The sequence below is a fragment of the uncultured Pontibacter sp. genome (assembly GCF_947499215.1).
Classification (GTDB): Bacteria; Bacteroidota; Bacteroidia; order Cytophagales; family Hymenobacteraceae; genus Pontibacter.
Map to the genome: position 1 here is coordinate 372,459 of NZ_CANMNI010000003.1, position 14,070 is coordinate 386,528.

At 50.9% G+C, this 14,070-nt stretch carries 12 protein-coding genes; 1 reads left to right on the top strand and 11 read right to left on the bottom strand.

The genetic code is table 11. The annotated features are described in order from the left end of the window. Positions 1-47: 47 nt before the first annotated feature. The 4 genes from Q1A04_RS15465 to Q1A04_RS15480 all read right to left on the bottom strand — a co-directional run bounded on the left by Q1A04_RS15465 (position 48) and on the right by Q1A04_RS15480 (position 2,092). On the bottom strand, positions 48-506 hold the full coding sequence (locus Q1A04_RS15465; protein ID WP_299707814.1) for a hypothetical protein: 459 nt from the start codon (positions 504-506) through the stop codon (positions 48-50). An 88-nt stretch (positions 507-594) separates the two neighbouring features. Next, positions 595-1,059, bottom strand: coding sequence for a hypothetical protein (locus Q1A04_RS15470; RefSeq protein ID WP_299707816.1), 465 nt, complete (start codon positions 1,057-1,059; stop codon positions 595-597). A 99-nt stretch (positions 1,060-1,158) separates the two neighbouring features. Next, entirely contained in the window at positions 1,159-1,638 is a 480-nt protein-coding gene (locus Q1A04_RS15475) for a hypothetical protein (RefSeq protein ID WP_299707818.1), read from the bottom strand. A gap of 79 nt (positions 1,639-1,717) precedes the next feature. Next, positions 1,718-2,092 (bottom strand): methylglyoxal synthase, encoded by a 375-nt coding sequence (locus Q1A04_RS15480; RefSeq protein WP_299707820.1) that lies wholly within the window; start codon positions 2,090-2,092, stop codon positions 1,718-1,720. 238 nt (positions 2,093-2,330) lie between these two features. On the opposite strand from Q1A04_RS15480, the gene Q1A04_RS15485 reads away from it, so the two are divergent. After that, complete coding sequence (locus Q1A04_RS15485; RefSeq protein ID WP_299708832.1) at positions 2,331-3,074, top strand: DUF1206 domain-containing protein; 744 nt, start codon at positions 2,331-2,333, stop codon at positions 3,072-3,074. An 8-nt stretch (positions 3,075-3,082) separates the two neighbouring features. Here the strand turns inward: Q1A04_RS15485 and Q1A04_RS15490 are convergent, their stop codons facing one another. The 7 genes from Q1A04_RS15490 to Q1A04_RS15520 form a co-directional block, all read right to left on the bottom strand. Then, positions 3,083-4,288, bottom strand: a complete 1,206-nt coding sequence (locus Q1A04_RS15490) for a threonine synthase (protein WP_299707822.1) — start codon at positions 4,286-4,288, stop codon at positions 3,083-3,085. A 62-nt stretch (positions 4,289-4,350) separates the two neighbouring features. Beyond that, on the bottom strand, positions 4,351-5,280 hold the full coding sequence (locus tag Q1A04_RS15495) for a LysR family transcriptional regulator (RefSeq protein ID WP_299707823.1): 930 nt from the start codon (positions 5,278-5,280) through the stop codon (positions 4,351-4,353). A 49-nt stretch (positions 5,281-5,329) separates the two neighbouring features. Next, positions 5,330-5,575, bottom strand: coding sequence for a hypothetical protein (locus Q1A04_RS15500; RefSeq protein WP_299707824.1), 246 nt, complete (start codon positions 5,573-5,575; stop codon positions 5,330-5,332). A 119-nt stretch (positions 5,576-5,694) separates the two neighbouring features. After that, positions 5,695-8,424 (bottom strand): trehalase family glycosidase, encoded by a 2,730-nt coding sequence (locus Q1A04_RS15505; RefSeq protein ID WP_299707825.1) that lies wholly within the window; start codon positions 8,422-8,424, stop codon positions 5,695-5,697. 152 nt (positions 8,425-8,576) lie between these two features. Then, complete coding sequence (locus tag Q1A04_RS15510) at positions 8,577-9,749, bottom strand: aldose epimerase family protein (protein ID WP_299707826.1); 1,173 nt, start codon at positions 9,747-9,749, stop codon at positions 8,577-8,579. Positions 9,750-9,768: 19 nt separating this feature from the next. Further along, a complete protein-coding gene (locus Q1A04_RS15515; RefSeq protein ID WP_299707828.1) occupies positions 9,769-11,343 on the bottom strand; it encodes an alpha-amylase family glycosyl hydrolase in 1,575 nt (524 codons plus the stop codon). Between the two features lie 243 nt (positions 11,344-11,586). Further along, on the bottom strand, positions 11,587-14,055 hold the full coding sequence (locus tag Q1A04_RS15520) for a TIM-barrel domain-containing protein (RefSeq protein WP_299707830.1): 2,469 nt from the start codon (positions 14,053-14,055) through the stop codon (positions 11,587-11,589). Between the last annotated feature and the right edge of the window lie 15 nt (positions 14,056-14,070).

Genomic DNA, 14,070 nt, shown 5'->3' on the forward strand with positions numbered 1-14,070 from the left:
TAAGGTGGCCTAGTTAACTTATAGCAGAGCCGTTGTGTTTTCGTTTTTTATTCAGTTCCAAACACTTTCCCATTTAGTGTGTGAGTACAACAATCACAGGATGGAGCCAAGTCTTTCGCACTTAGCTCAGGATTTGTTAGCTGTAATTTACCATCATTGTCAATGTACATTCCTGAGAAATAGGTAGATTCTCCAACTCTGACAAAATCTTTTCTCTCATCTTCATTCAGAGCGACTATCCTATATATAGGTTCAGGTTTATCCAAACGAGATTTGGCTTCGCTTAGGACTTCCTCCCAATCATTCCCAACTTTTGACAATAGAAATTTGTAAAGAGGTGTATAATCAAGTCCTCTTTCTTTTTTACCATGCATTGAACCTTTGGTTTGCTCAATTGTCTCTCGTTTTTTGTTCCTCGAATTTTTGAAATCACCACCAAAATTATGGCGAACACCTCTTGCTCTTGTATTTACCTTTCTAAATAGGGGTGTTTTATCTCTATTCATTTCTTTTTTCTAAATGAAACACAACGTCTTGGGCAGCTGGTGAGCGAGGCGTAGTCAAGCATAAGGGTTGAAATTTGTTAGGTGGCTGTTATTTTTTATGCTCATCCCACTCTTCTTTTGTAAAACCTTTAGAGCCAAATAAACCACCAGCTCCAAAATCACTGTCTCCGATGTCTGCTAATTCTCCTTGGAAGCCGCTACCAAGTATAAATTTTACAGTCAAACCAAACACTGTAGCTATTTCCAGAGCCTTACTTGTAGGATTAAAGGTTATCACGTCAATGAAGTGATTGTCTTTAAATTTGTCGTCTTCTCCTTCTAATACAATTTCTTTTATTCCTGATAATTTGATTAGAGATGTTTTGCCGCCAAAGCTGGTGCTTGTCCAAAACAAGAATTTCTTCCTTTTTACATTCTTGAAGCACCGTCTTTCTACTTCAATTTCAATCGGCTTATCTATACTTAAGTTTTCAAGGTCTTCAAACTTAACACTGGCGTCGAAGAGTAGATGGTTTAGACTCTCTAAATCTTCTAAGTCAATTTTATAAACCATTTTATACGATTTTAACACTACCTAACGGACTGGTGTAGACGATGTGCAAGGCTTTCAGCCACAGCATAGAGTATACACGTGGTTGTAAGGAGTACTTTTCTATGCGTGGGGAAAGGTTCCAGTAGGATAAGTTCTTTTTTTTCTTGTTAACTGAAATTCCTTTTCCCGTTTTATGCCTGTATCCAAGTCCTGCAAATACACAGTAACTTTAAGTCTTTTATTATTATCGATGATATAACTTAGGTTCTTATTCTGAAACCAGAATGATTTAAGTTTACCTATGTGGACTAACTCTAAAGTGTCTCCTGTTTCAGCAAATAGCACTTTTACATCAAGTATTTCTACCTTTTTTTCTGACTTTATACCCTTTAAGTGATCGTAGTAACCTTTTCCATAAGTAATGGGAGTATAAGCACCAATTATCAAGTAATCTTCTCCTTTAGCCCCTTGCTTTGTGCATTTCAAAATAAAGCCTTCGTCTCGAACATATTCTTCCTTCTTATGATGATTGTAAGACACAGCGGTATGGAAGGAGCAAGAGCTACAGAAAAGTAAAACGATAATTACAATTTTCTTCATTTGTATTTCTTACAACTATCTGCTAGCAGGAACACCTACTCCCACTATCTGCACTATGTGTGGAGTTTAACGGACCTTCCTATACCTCCTCACTCCGCACCAGCACGATTAGATCAGCCGAAGCCTTATTCAACGCGATGGGGATATTATTAAGTACCGCCGTGCGGATAAGCGTCTGTATATCGTGTTCGTGGCCGTGTGGAGTTTCGACGTCGATGAAGAAAATTACCTTTTGGATTTGACCCTGCAGCAGGCGAGCGGCCAGCAGAATGTCACCGCCGCTGGGGCCGTGTCCGAAGGGCTCGATGTTCATGTCCAGCAGTTCGTTGATCAGCTTAGAAGTATTGGTGGTGCCTACCAATTTGTATTGCCGCAGCGCCTGTTGGTTTTCCTTTACCCAGTTGAGCAATTCGGTTTTTTTGTTATTGTGGGCAATCAGTGCAATGGTTGTCATAAGGTATGCTGTATAGCTTGTATCAGCAACGCCACAGTGCAGTTGCTGTTGAGCTAGTGAAGATAAGCTTTTCATCTTAATAATTTAAATGCATAACAGAAAGATCACGTGTCTCGTCAAAAGAGTGAGGCAGCTTACAGTGCCTGATGTTGGAGGACAGGCAAGAAAGCACATATGATAGTAGACAAAAAAGTACAGAAAGATTGCGCAGTGGCTGGCCCGTTACGGCTGTGTCTCCATCGGGATAGTGTATATACTGCTTGGCAGCATGGCGATTCTGTCACTGTTTGGTAGGTCTGAGGACGATGCCGATGAAGAGCGTGCATTGGATTATCTGCTCGAATACACACTGGGGGAGGTGCTGGTCTGGGTAGTGCTGATCGGTATGGTCGGTTATATTGCTTGGCGGATATTCGAGGCCATAACGGACCCATACGAGTTTGGGAAAAATCTGAAAGGTATAGGCAAAAGGATAGGCGTTGCCTTGAGTGGCGTAGGCTATGGACTTATCGCCTTTTCAGCCTACGAAGTGCTGACCGGAGGAGGAGGGAACAGTGAAGAGGAACAGCAACTCATGATCGCCAGAATACTGGCTTGGGGCGCGGGTCCATGGCTGATTGGGGCGGCTGGAGTGGTCACTATGCTGACTGGCTTGGTACAGTTCCAGTTCGTGATACAGGGAGCCTATAACAAGCGCCTAGATCTAGACGAACTAGAGCCGTATAAAAAGCGCATCATTCACATGCTGGCATGGGCGGGATACTTTGCACGCGGCATTATCCTGCTCGTACTGGGTTATTTTCTGCTGCGAGGTGCTATCAAGCAAGACGAAAACGCGGTCGGAGATACCGATTCAGCTTTCGATTTTATAGGCGGCGGCATGGTGGGAGATACAGCCTTCTTTCTGGTGGCGGTAGGCACGATCTGCTATGGCTTTTTTATGTTTATCTTCAGTGTGTTTTATAAGTTTAGGAAAGGCTGATGGCAAGTTTATTCTTGCGCAAACACATCTGACAGGTTCTCCATGTACTTCTGCCCGGAACCGGTGTTGAGCAGGAGAATCTTTTCATCAGGTGAGATGCAGCCCGTATCGACCAGTTTGCGGGTGGCCATCCAGACGGCAGCACCCTCGGGCGCGACAAACAGGCCTTCGTTTGCGCCCAGTTCTTTCAGTCCGCTTATCATTTCGTTCTCGGAGATGCTGATAGCCGTACCACAGGATTCCTGAAGTGTTTGCAGCATCAACTGTTCACCCAGTGGTCGCGGCACGGCTAGTCCGTTGGCAATAGTGGGTTTACCTACGTAATTTTGGGCATTGGCCTGCCTGCCGTAAAAGGTCTCGACAAGTGGACGGCAGTTTTCGGCCTGCACCGCTACCATGCGGGGCAGTATGGCGTTTTCCGGAAGCCAGCCTATCTTCTTCATTTCCTTGAAGGCTTTCCAGATTCCGATCAGTCCGGTGCCGCCGCCAGCAGGGTATAGAATGACGTCGGGGAGCTTCCAGTTGCCTTGCTCGGCTATTTCATAGCCCATGGTTTTTTTTCCTTCGATGCGGTAGGGCTCTTTCAGTGTCGACACGTCCAGCAGCTCGCCATTGCTGTTGAGTTCCTTTGCCTTGGCGGCGCAGTCGTTGATCAGACCATCCACCAATACCACCTCAGCGCCATACCAGTAGCATTCTTCCCGAAAAGCCTTTGGCGTATGGCGCGGCATTACCACCACGGCACGCATACCTGCCTTGGCGCAATAGGCAGCCATTGCCACGCCGGCATTGCCAGCGGTTGGTACAATGCAGCCTTCCACACCATGTTCTTTGGCTTTCGAGATAGCCATGCTCAGTCCACGGGCCTTGAACGAGCCGGTCGGGTTCTGGCCTTCGTCCTTTAGCTGCAAAGAGCGCAATTCATATTTCTTTGCCAGATTAGCGAGTTGCAGAATCGGGGTATAGCCTTCGCCGAGGCTTACGATATTTTCTTCGTGCAGCACCGGCAACATTTCAAGGTAGCGCCACATGGTTCCTTCCCGGCTGTACAAAGCCTCTTTTTCAGGCATTACATCAGGGGCATAGCCGGCCAGCAAAGGCAGGTGGCAACAAGGCGAAACGGTTTGTTTTTCGAATGCGTCGTAAGGGTTGCCACAACCGGAACAAGTCAGGGTGCTAAGGTGGCTCAAAAGGGAATGTGATGTTGTTTGCATATCCGTATTTACGGCAAATAGCCTCTCCGATATGACGAAACAAAATAGCTTTTAGGAATAGCTTATTCCGTTTTGGAATAATACCTTTTGGTAAACTGAATGAAATTTTTGTAAGGGAAATTGTTCTCTGTGCCCTTCCGTTGGATGAAATTGAAACTCCGCTTGATCGTGAGTCCCTGTATGGGCACCTGCACCAATTCACCGGACTGCAGCTCTTTGAGCACCGCCTGCCGGGGCAGGAAAGAAAGGCAGGTATCGACTCGCACAAAATTCTTAAGAGCCTCTGTACCGCCCAGCCTTATCTTGATGGGCAGTTCGCCCAGCTTCACCTTTTTTTGCTCCAAGGCTTGCTCCAGAACGGCGAGCGTACCCGAACCGCGCTCGCGCAGGGCCAACGGAATGTCGTAGAGATCAGCTATTTCCAGTTGCTGTTTTTTAAGTGGGTTACGTGAAGAGCATACCGCGATGACCTCATCCGTCAGGAAAGGCATATAAGTGACGTTACTGACTTTGTTGACGCCCTCCACAATGCCTAGGTCAATTTCATGATCGAGCAGGGCCTTCAGAATATTCTCGCTGTTTCGGTTCTTGAGATCGAGCTGCACATTCGGGTTTTTCTGCAGGTATGCCGAGAGCACAGGCGGTAGGATGTATAGTGAGATCGTGGTACTGGCGCCGAGCACCATGTTCACTTGCGGAGAGAAGTTCTCGCTCACCTGTTTGAAATCCTGATAAAGCTCGTGCTGCAACTGTTTAGCAACCAGCAATTTTTCATACAGCAGCTTGCCGGCAGGTGTCAGCACCACATTGTTTCCCAGCCGCTCAAAAAGCCCCGTCTTGTAATACTCCTCCAGCGCCTTGACATGCTTGCTGACCGCCGACTGGCTGATAAAGAGCGTCTGACTGGCTTTGGTGAAGCTCAGCAGCCGTGCCACTTCCATAAAAATCTCGTGCCTGTGAGAGAGCATACCCGTCGTAATGTGTTTCTGCAAGTATAACGAAATGCATCGTGGTTTAGTAGTGGGGAAGGCGCAAAGAGGCTTAGCTCTGTTGCGCTATAATCTGTTTCACCAAGTCCTCATCCGACAAGGCCTCCATCCAATCTTTTGGCAGCTGCAAACGCACCGTCTGGGCGCCGCCGCTCGGGGTGCAGACCACGGTCACATCGCCGTTTGTTTCTTCGGTCAGCTCAGCTGCCTTGTCTGCGTTTTCCTGTGATAAATTGCCATAGGCCTGCACGCAGGTCCAGTTAGTGTTTTCGCTGTCGGTAACTTCTCGTTGTGTCATTATTCGTAATTTAAGGTATACCCTATACTCGTTTCTAGAAAAGAAGATGCCTTGAAACCAGAAAGCCCCGGCCTGATTTCCTTTAGGCCGGGGCTTTCTGGTTTAGCTACTTAAGAGATCTACTGTACCCGGATCAGGCGCAAGTGGTCAATCATGGCTTGGTTGATATCGCCGTTCATATTCTCGTTGGCCGGCTCGAAAGTAAGCGACAACTGGTTGGCGCCTTTCTCGAGCTGTACCCATACCTTGTTGGTATAGCCCCAGTCGCTCCACTCGCCAATGCCACGCTGTGGCAGCACGATGGCGCCGGCCATCTCCTTTCCTTTGCGAAGGGTGCGCAGAGCCGCTTTGTTGTCGGTGTTGATCGGGCCGTTGCCGTTAGCGTAGCGGAAGTCGATGGCATACAGGCCAGCTTCTGGAGCGGTTACTTTAAAGTTGATGGTTGTGTTTGCCTTTTTGCTCACTTCCACAAAGCCCTTGCCCGTGAAGCCTTTGTAAGGTTGTTTGGCTGGTCTGGCCACCGCCTCGGCTTCGTATACCTGTTCCAGTGCCTTGGCATACACCGCTACCGGTTCGCTCGCAAAAGAGCCGTAACCCGTCGCATCCGTCGCGATCACCTGATATTCGGCAAAGCCATCGGCCTGCACCGCTACACCTGTTTCAGTGGTTTCCTGCAGTGGCTTGCCGTTTCGGAGCACGGTATAGTTCACCGCGCCTTCCACCGGCTGCCAGCTAAGTTTGCCATTCGTGTAGCTCGTCGTTGGAGCGGGAGGCGTTACATGGTGGGCCACTTTATTCTGGCTGCCTTTGTCGCTTATTTCATCAGCCAGCACGATCTGCACCGTATGCTGTCCAGTAAGGCTGGCAGGTATAGCAGCACCTTGCAGCGGCTGACCGTCCAGTGTGATGCTGCGGATGCTGTTGCCAAAGCCCTGCATTTCGATGTCGAGCACAGCGTTTCTATACCTGAAATTAGTCAGGCGGCGGCTGCCTTTGTAACTCTCCGGCACAAAAGGCTTGAACACCAGTTGGTTCGCCTGAAAATCCATGCCGAAAAGCAATTTATAAGTCATGCCCAGGTATCCGGCCACGCTCCAAAGTTGACGGTCAGAGTTTACCTGCGTGCCGGCATAGTCGCCGTTGCTGGCCACGAAGTTCTCTTTGTTCGTCAGGAACAAAGCGGCTGGCCGGTAGAGTGCGTTCAGGCTCTCCACGGTAGCGGTTTCATTACCGGCTTTTGCAGCGGCCAGTGTCCAGTAGGCCTGCACAAAGGGCCATATGCCGTTGTTGTGGTAAGGCGGGATGTTCGGGATCTGCGGGAAAATGCTCGGCACACCAAAGTCGTATACTGGCGTGTTAGCCACAATTCGTTTTGCTCTGTCGGCATCGGCGATGCCAAACAGCACCGTGAGCGCCTCACCCAGCGCCTCCGCTCTTGGCGACAGCGACAGGTAGTTGCGGCCGTACAAGTACTGTCCGTAATAGCCTTTGTCTTCCTGCCATAGGTGCTGGTTTATACCTTGCTTGATGCGCTCGGCCAGCTGGCTATACTTGTCGGCCGCCTGTTTGTCCTGCAGCATCTTCGCCATCTGGCTCAACAACACATTGGCCTGATAGTGCACCGCGTTTGTCCCCAAGTTTTGTGAAGCGTAAATGTCGGCAGGCTGCATCCATTTCGGGTAGGTCTGTTCGCGCCAATCCAAGAAGGAAGACTCGCCGCGCATCATGTTTGTGCTCTGGTCGAAGGCGTTTAGCAAATCGTCTTCCATGGAGTTACGGACGATCTCATAAGACATACGCAGCCAGCTCTGGTCACCCGTCACCGTGTAGATTTCCCAAGCGGCCGTGGCCCACACAATGCGGTCAGTCGACACCGGATAGGCTCCGCCTGTGCCTGTGTCCTGAATGATGCGCTGGTTCTTCACTTTGCGCATCAGGCTCTTGCGGGCGATCTCCGGCTCGATGGCCGCCAATCCCAGTATCAGACTGTAGCTAATGTCGCGCGTCCACACACCGGCCCACTCTTTGCCGGTCCGGAAAGTGCTGTCTTCTTCGATGTTCTTCACCACTTCCTCCAGCGTCATGTTATAGAGTGCATCGGTGAGCACGTAGTCGGAGCTGTACTGCGGATAGTGGTCGATCGGCAGGCTCAGCTTCCAGTGGGAAGCGATCTGCTTTTCTTCTTGATGCGCATTCATGCTCAGGGTCACTTCATAAATCCCATCGCCATCAGGGTCTTCCAGTTCCATCCCTTCACGACTCGCTAAGTTGTCGAAATCCCAAGAGAGGGGAGAGGAGTTGCCTGCGATGTAAACGCCCTTGAAATCGTCTTTGTATACCTTGCTGCCATTGTAGGCGGTGTAGAAACCGTCCTTCTCAAAAGCTGCCAGCACATCGCGCATATCCACGCGCACCGTCAATGGCGTGTTTGGCGGTAGAAAAGCCTTTGGTGGTGCCGGAGCTGTGGCCTTCAGTTGTTGACCGAATTTTATGAGCGGGGTTTCGCAGCTTCCGCCTTCCTCGGCAAGGCAGATGAACTGGTGGTCCATACCCGGCGGCATCTCGTTGTCTTTGCTGTTGATGCTGAATTTAAAGAGCACCTCCGGCGACTGGAACTCATTGGCCGGGCTCTGGTAACTGGAGGTGATCTCCGTGGGGGAGAGCGCCTGCGCTACGTGCTCACCTTGTACGACGCGGTCAGGGTATATGCTGTAGGCTTGCGATTGCCAAATAGCTTGTTCTTTGCTGACAGCTGTGTCTGTTCCGGTTTCCGGCTGTTGCGTTTTGCAGGCTGTTGCAGTTAGTAGGACTGCCAAGCCGAGGGTATGTATGTATCTGTATTTGGTCATAATGCAATTCGTGTTGTTACATAGCGCGAGCGTCCTCGCTCGTGCTTATTATAGAGGGGCCTCTGGCCCAGTTGTGAGTTGTCTCGGCTTAGCACTAGGGGCCAGAGGCCCCACGATAGCAAGTCACGAGCGAGGACGCTCGCGCCATAAAGTTACTTCACCTCAAACTTATAAATCGTCGTTTCGCTGTACTTCTCACCCGGCCGAAGAATGCTTGAAGGGAAGCTTTCCTGATTCGGGGAGTCGGGAAAATGCTGGGCTTCGAGGCAGAGGCCGGCGTAGCGATTGTACGTCGTATTGTTGTGGCCAGTCAGGGTGCCGTCTAGGTGATAGGCGGTGTAGAGCTGGATGCCGGGCTGCGTGGTTTGCACTTTCATCACGCGGCCTGTGATTGGCTCTTCTACCGTTGCCGCATGCACCAGTTTTTCGCCGCCATATCGAACCACATAGTTCAGATCGTACCCGTAGCCTTGCAGATTGTCGATGCGCTCACCTACACGGGTTGGAGATGTGAAATCGTAAGGCGTGCCTTTTACCGGAGCTAACTCACCGGTTGGAATAAGCGTCTCGTCGGTAGCCGTGAACTGGTCGGCGTGGATTGTCACGATGTGGTTGAGAATGTCCTTTTCCTTGCCCGCGCTTAGGTTGAAATAGCTGTGGTTAGTAAGGTTAACCGGAGTGGCTTTGTCGGTGGTGGCTTCGTAGTCGATCTTCAAGGCATTGAAGCCGGTCAAGGTATAGGTGACCACCACGGTCAGGTTGCCCGGATAGCCTTCTTCGCCGTCTTTGCTCACGTAGGTCAGCCGGATCGCATTTTGCTTTTGCAAGGGCTCGGCCTGCCATACCACTCTGTCGAAACCCGTGATGCCGCCATGCAGGTGGTTGGGCGCATTGTTCACGGCCAAGGTATACTCCTGTCCGTCCAAGGTGAATTTGCCTTTGGCGATGCGGTTGGCATAACGCCCCACAATGCCGCCAAAATGCGGATCGTTGGGTACGTAGCCGTCCACGCTGTCGAAACCAAGCGCCACTTCACCTATGTTGCCATCACGGTCGGGTGTTTGAATGGACGTGACGATGGCTCCGTAATTGGTGATCTTCACGGTCATTCCCTCCGCATTGGTCAGGGTATAGAGCTGCACTTCCTGCCCGTTAGGGGCGGTGCCAAAGGGTTCTGATTTGATTTCCATGGTGCTTTCTTCTTCGGTGCTCGTTGTTTGTTCAGTCTGGCTGTCGCTACCGTTACAGCCTGTGAATGTCGCAGTCCCTAGATAGCCAAACAGCGCCATCATGAGCAAGGTATGGTGGCCTTTACGTTTTTTCATAAACTCGTTCCGGTTTGGTTTATTTTTTTAGGATAAGCGAACTATACGCTGGAAGCTTGACCGTACTTTTGTTCAGGCTCGCTCCATTGTGCTGGTGCATAAGCTGGCTGTGTTCCTGCAGACTGGCAGGTATGGTGATGCTCACCTCTTTGCCTGACAGGTTGTGCAGCACAAGCACCGATTCGTCAGCCACCGTGCGAAGGAAAGCGCTTACTGCTCTGTTGCTCATGTTCACCGGCTCAAGCTCTCCATGGGTGAGGGCTTTGCTGTTATTGCGCAGTTTGATATAAGCTTTGTAGTGATTGAGGATCGAGTTTGGATCTTGCGCCTGTTGAGCAACCGGCTCTACATTTTGCTCGGTGCTATACTCCGGCGTCACCCAGCTTGTTCTGCAATCATCATTGGCTTTGGTGTCCCACAGGAAAGGCTCTCGGATTTGTTCGTCCGGCTTTTTGCCCTGCATGCCAATCTCCTCGCCATAGTAAATATAAGGCGCTCCCGGCAAGGTGAGAAGCAAGGCGGCACCCATTTTGGCTTTGTTCAGATCGACGTTCACCTCGCTCATGATGCGGTTCTGGTCGTGATTGCTCAGGATAGTGGCATCCACAAAATCCGGGTTTACCTTCTGGTATGTGTTGACGATGCGATCATGATGGATGGCCAGCGAGTCGCCGTTGCCTGTTTTTAAGGCATCAAGTATCTTCCAGCTCATCTCAAAATTAAAGAGGGCAGGCAGGCCTTTGGTATAAGGGGCCACGATATCGGCCTCGGCCCATACCTCACCGACAAGGTATACGTCGGACTTCACCTTCTGCATCTCGGCTCTAAATTCCTCCCAGAAAGCATGATTATCTTCGGGTCTGTCATCCGGGAAAATGTGGCGAGCCGCATCTAAACGGAAACCGTCCACACCCACTTCCTCAAGCCAGTAACGACCGATCTTGTAGACCTCCTCGCGCACCTTCGGGTTGTCGAAGTTAAGATCGGGCATGCCGCCCCAGAAGTAACCGAAGTATTTGTAGTCGCTGCCTTTCACTTCGTGCCACTGGTGCACATTGTGGGAGTCGTCGCCTGTGGTTTTGCCTTCGCCTTTGGTCTGCGGATCGTCTTTATGCGCCCATACGTAGTAGTCGCGGTAAGGACTTTTCTCATCTTTGGCCGCTTCCAAAAACCAAGGATGCTGGTTGCTGGAGTGGTTGACCACAAAGTCGATCACCACCTTGATGTTGCGTTTCTGGGCTTCGTTCACAAACTCCTTAAAGTCCTCCATTGTGCCGTAGTCCGGATGGATGCCGGTGTAGTCGGTCACGTCGTATTTGTGGTAGGAAGGAGAGGGGCTCATCGGCATCAGCCAAATGCCCTCTATACCTAAGTCAGCCAAGTAATCAAGCTTGGAGGTCATGCCTTTGATGTCGCCGATACCGTCGTTGTCGGAGTCACAGAAGGACTGCACAAAGATCTCGTAGCTCACGCTTCGCGGCCATTCGCTGGCGCTGGCCTCCGGCTGTGTGTCGAGTTTAGCCGGTGCGCTGCAACCTGTCGCCAAGTATAGCGCAGGTATAAGCAACAGGTGATGCAGGTTTAGTTTTTTCATGGTTGTTTGTGTTTACCCCACCCCAGCCCTCCCCTAAGAACAGGGGAGGGAGTTAGGGAATGATTGGTCTTGTTATTCTTTTGCAAAAGAGCAATTGATTACTCTAATTTCTTATCCTTTCAGGTTGTAAGCCCTTAGCCCTTGCCCCATAATTCATCGGGATGGGGGCTTCATCTGGACTCCCCCTCCTGTTTTGGGGGTAGGGGCCCTCTACAAAAGGAGGGGGCTGGGGGGAGGTTACCCTTAAAAGCCGACAGTGAAGCGCCCGTTGTCATTACGCACGACCATGCTGCGCACCTTATACCCAATTTGCGGGTTGGCTGTGCCCTGTGGATCGAAGCGGGAAACCGGATCTATGAAAGAAGCGAAGTCTTCCTGCACATCAGCTCTTTTGCCATTGAACCTGAATCTGGCCTTAGAATCATAACCGTGCAGCATTACCTTCACGTGGTTGAACTTGGTCTTGAAGTTGCCTTCCACATCGCCAAACGTTATGGTCTTGCGGCGTGGGTCGTAGGTGATCGTTCTTTTGTAAAAAGCTCCCTTCTCGTAGTCGTAGCTCTCGCCATCGTCTTCGTAGTACACAAAGCTGTTGGCCACATCGCCGCGGTATACATGGATGGTCAGCGTGTCAGTAGGCATCTCGCCGGTGTGCTGCACCAGTGACTGCATCGGAATGATGCTGCTCTCCTTCACGTAGATCGGCAGTTTGTTGTATTGCACCCCGATCATCTCCTCACGGTTGCCCTGCTTCACTTCGCCTGTCCAGAGGTCGTACCACTTGCCGCGCGGGAAATATACCTTGCCGTAGTTCTTGGTACTTTCAAACGGCATGATCAGGAAGGCCTTGCCGAACTGGAACTGTGAGTCGAACTCGCCGTTGTATACCTTCTCATCATGGGTATAGTCGATGGCCAAGGTGCGCATCAGCGGCTGACCGTTCTGCGTCGCCTCGTACATGTTAGAATAAATGTACGGCATCAGTCGGTAGCGCAGGTTGATGAAGTTGCGGGCAATCTCCGTCACTTCCTCGCCAAAGGCCCAAGGTTCGGCAGAGCGGGTGTTGACGCCTGTGTGGTTACGGAAGTAAGGGGTGAAAGCACCCAACTGAATCCAGCGGGCAAACAGGCCAACGGGAGCGTTGCCGGTAAAACCGCCAATGTCCATGGCCGAGAAACTTACACCTGTCACGCCGAGGCTGTTGAGCAAACGTATGCCTAGCAGCATGTGGCTGTCTTCAGCGCGGTTGTCACCGGTCCAGATGGCGGAATAGCGCTGCGAACCGGAGTAGCCGGCACGGGAGAGTATAAACGGACGCTTGTTGGGCATGTGCTGACGAGCGCCTTCGTAGCTGGCACGGGCCATCTGCAGGCCGTAAACGTTGCGGCCCTCCTTGTGCGTAGTGATATTGCCTTCGAAATTGAAGAGTACGTTGTTTGGCATTTTCTGACCCCACGTCGCGATCTCGTTCATGTCGTTCCAGAAGCCGTCCACATTGGTGTCGGCAAAGAATTTGATTTCTCTTTTCCACCATTCGCGGCCTTTCTCACTTGTGAAATCAGGGAAGTGTGTCCAGCCCGGCCATACCTCGCCGGCGTAGTTTTTGCCGTCGTGGTACTTCAGAAACACATCGTCTTTAATTCCACGCTCATAGGCACCGTAACCTTCCTCGATCTTGATACCCGGGTCCACGATCACGGTGGTCCGGAAGCCCATGTCCTTAAGCTTTTTGTTCATGCCGGCTGGATCAGGGAAGCGGCTTTTATCCCATGTAAAGAGCTTGTAGGCATCCATGTAGTGAATGTCCAGCGTGATGCCGTCGGCAGGTATACGCTTTTCGCGCAAGGTCTGGGCAATGCGGTATACCTCGGTTTCGGGGTAGTAGGAGTAGCGGTTCTGCTGGTAGCCCAGACTCCAGAGCGGAGGCAGCTCCATACGGCCGGTCAGGAAGGTATAGCTCCCGATGATGTCGGCCAGTTTGGTGTGGTAGAAGAAGTAGTAATCCATCTCACCGCCCTGCGCTCCGAAAGAGGAGAAGCGGTCGTTGCTGGCCCCGAAGTTGAAATCACTCTGGTAGCTGTTGTCGAAGAAGATGCCGTAGTTGAGGCCGTTGTGTATACCGATGTAAAAAGGGAAGGTGGTATAAAGCGGATCCTGGTTGGTGGTGTAGGCATAGGCATCGGTGTTCCAGTTGGTATAGCCGCTGCCACGACGGTCAAGGCCGCCAGTCTTTTCACCAAGGCCAATAAAGCGCTCACCTTTCTGCATCTTTTTGTAGGTGGTTACTTCTTCGCCAATCCAAGAGGTAGTCAGTCCTTCTTCATCTTGGTTGATCACTTTGCCATCGCGGGTATAGAAGGCAACGGCAAACGGATTTTTGGTGATGCGGGCCTGCAAAGAGTCCGTCAGGATCGTAACCTCTTTGTCGTTTTGGGTGATGTTTACTTTGGTTTGTTGCGGCTGTGTGACCACGGCATAGGAAAAGTCTTTACCCAGCGGTTGTTTGTCCATGCGCACGCGCACTACGGTCGGGGTATAGACCGTCACTTCCACGTGGGTGTTCTGGTCGGTGGTCAGGCTTACTTTCTGGCCTGCAATATTAACATTGTTCACGGCACCTACTGCTCTGATCGGGCTGTTCTGGGCCAAAGCCGGCAGGCTAAGAACGGAGGCCAAGAAGAGGGCGGCAAGTGGTTTAATAGAAATGTTCATGCTGTCGGATTGCTA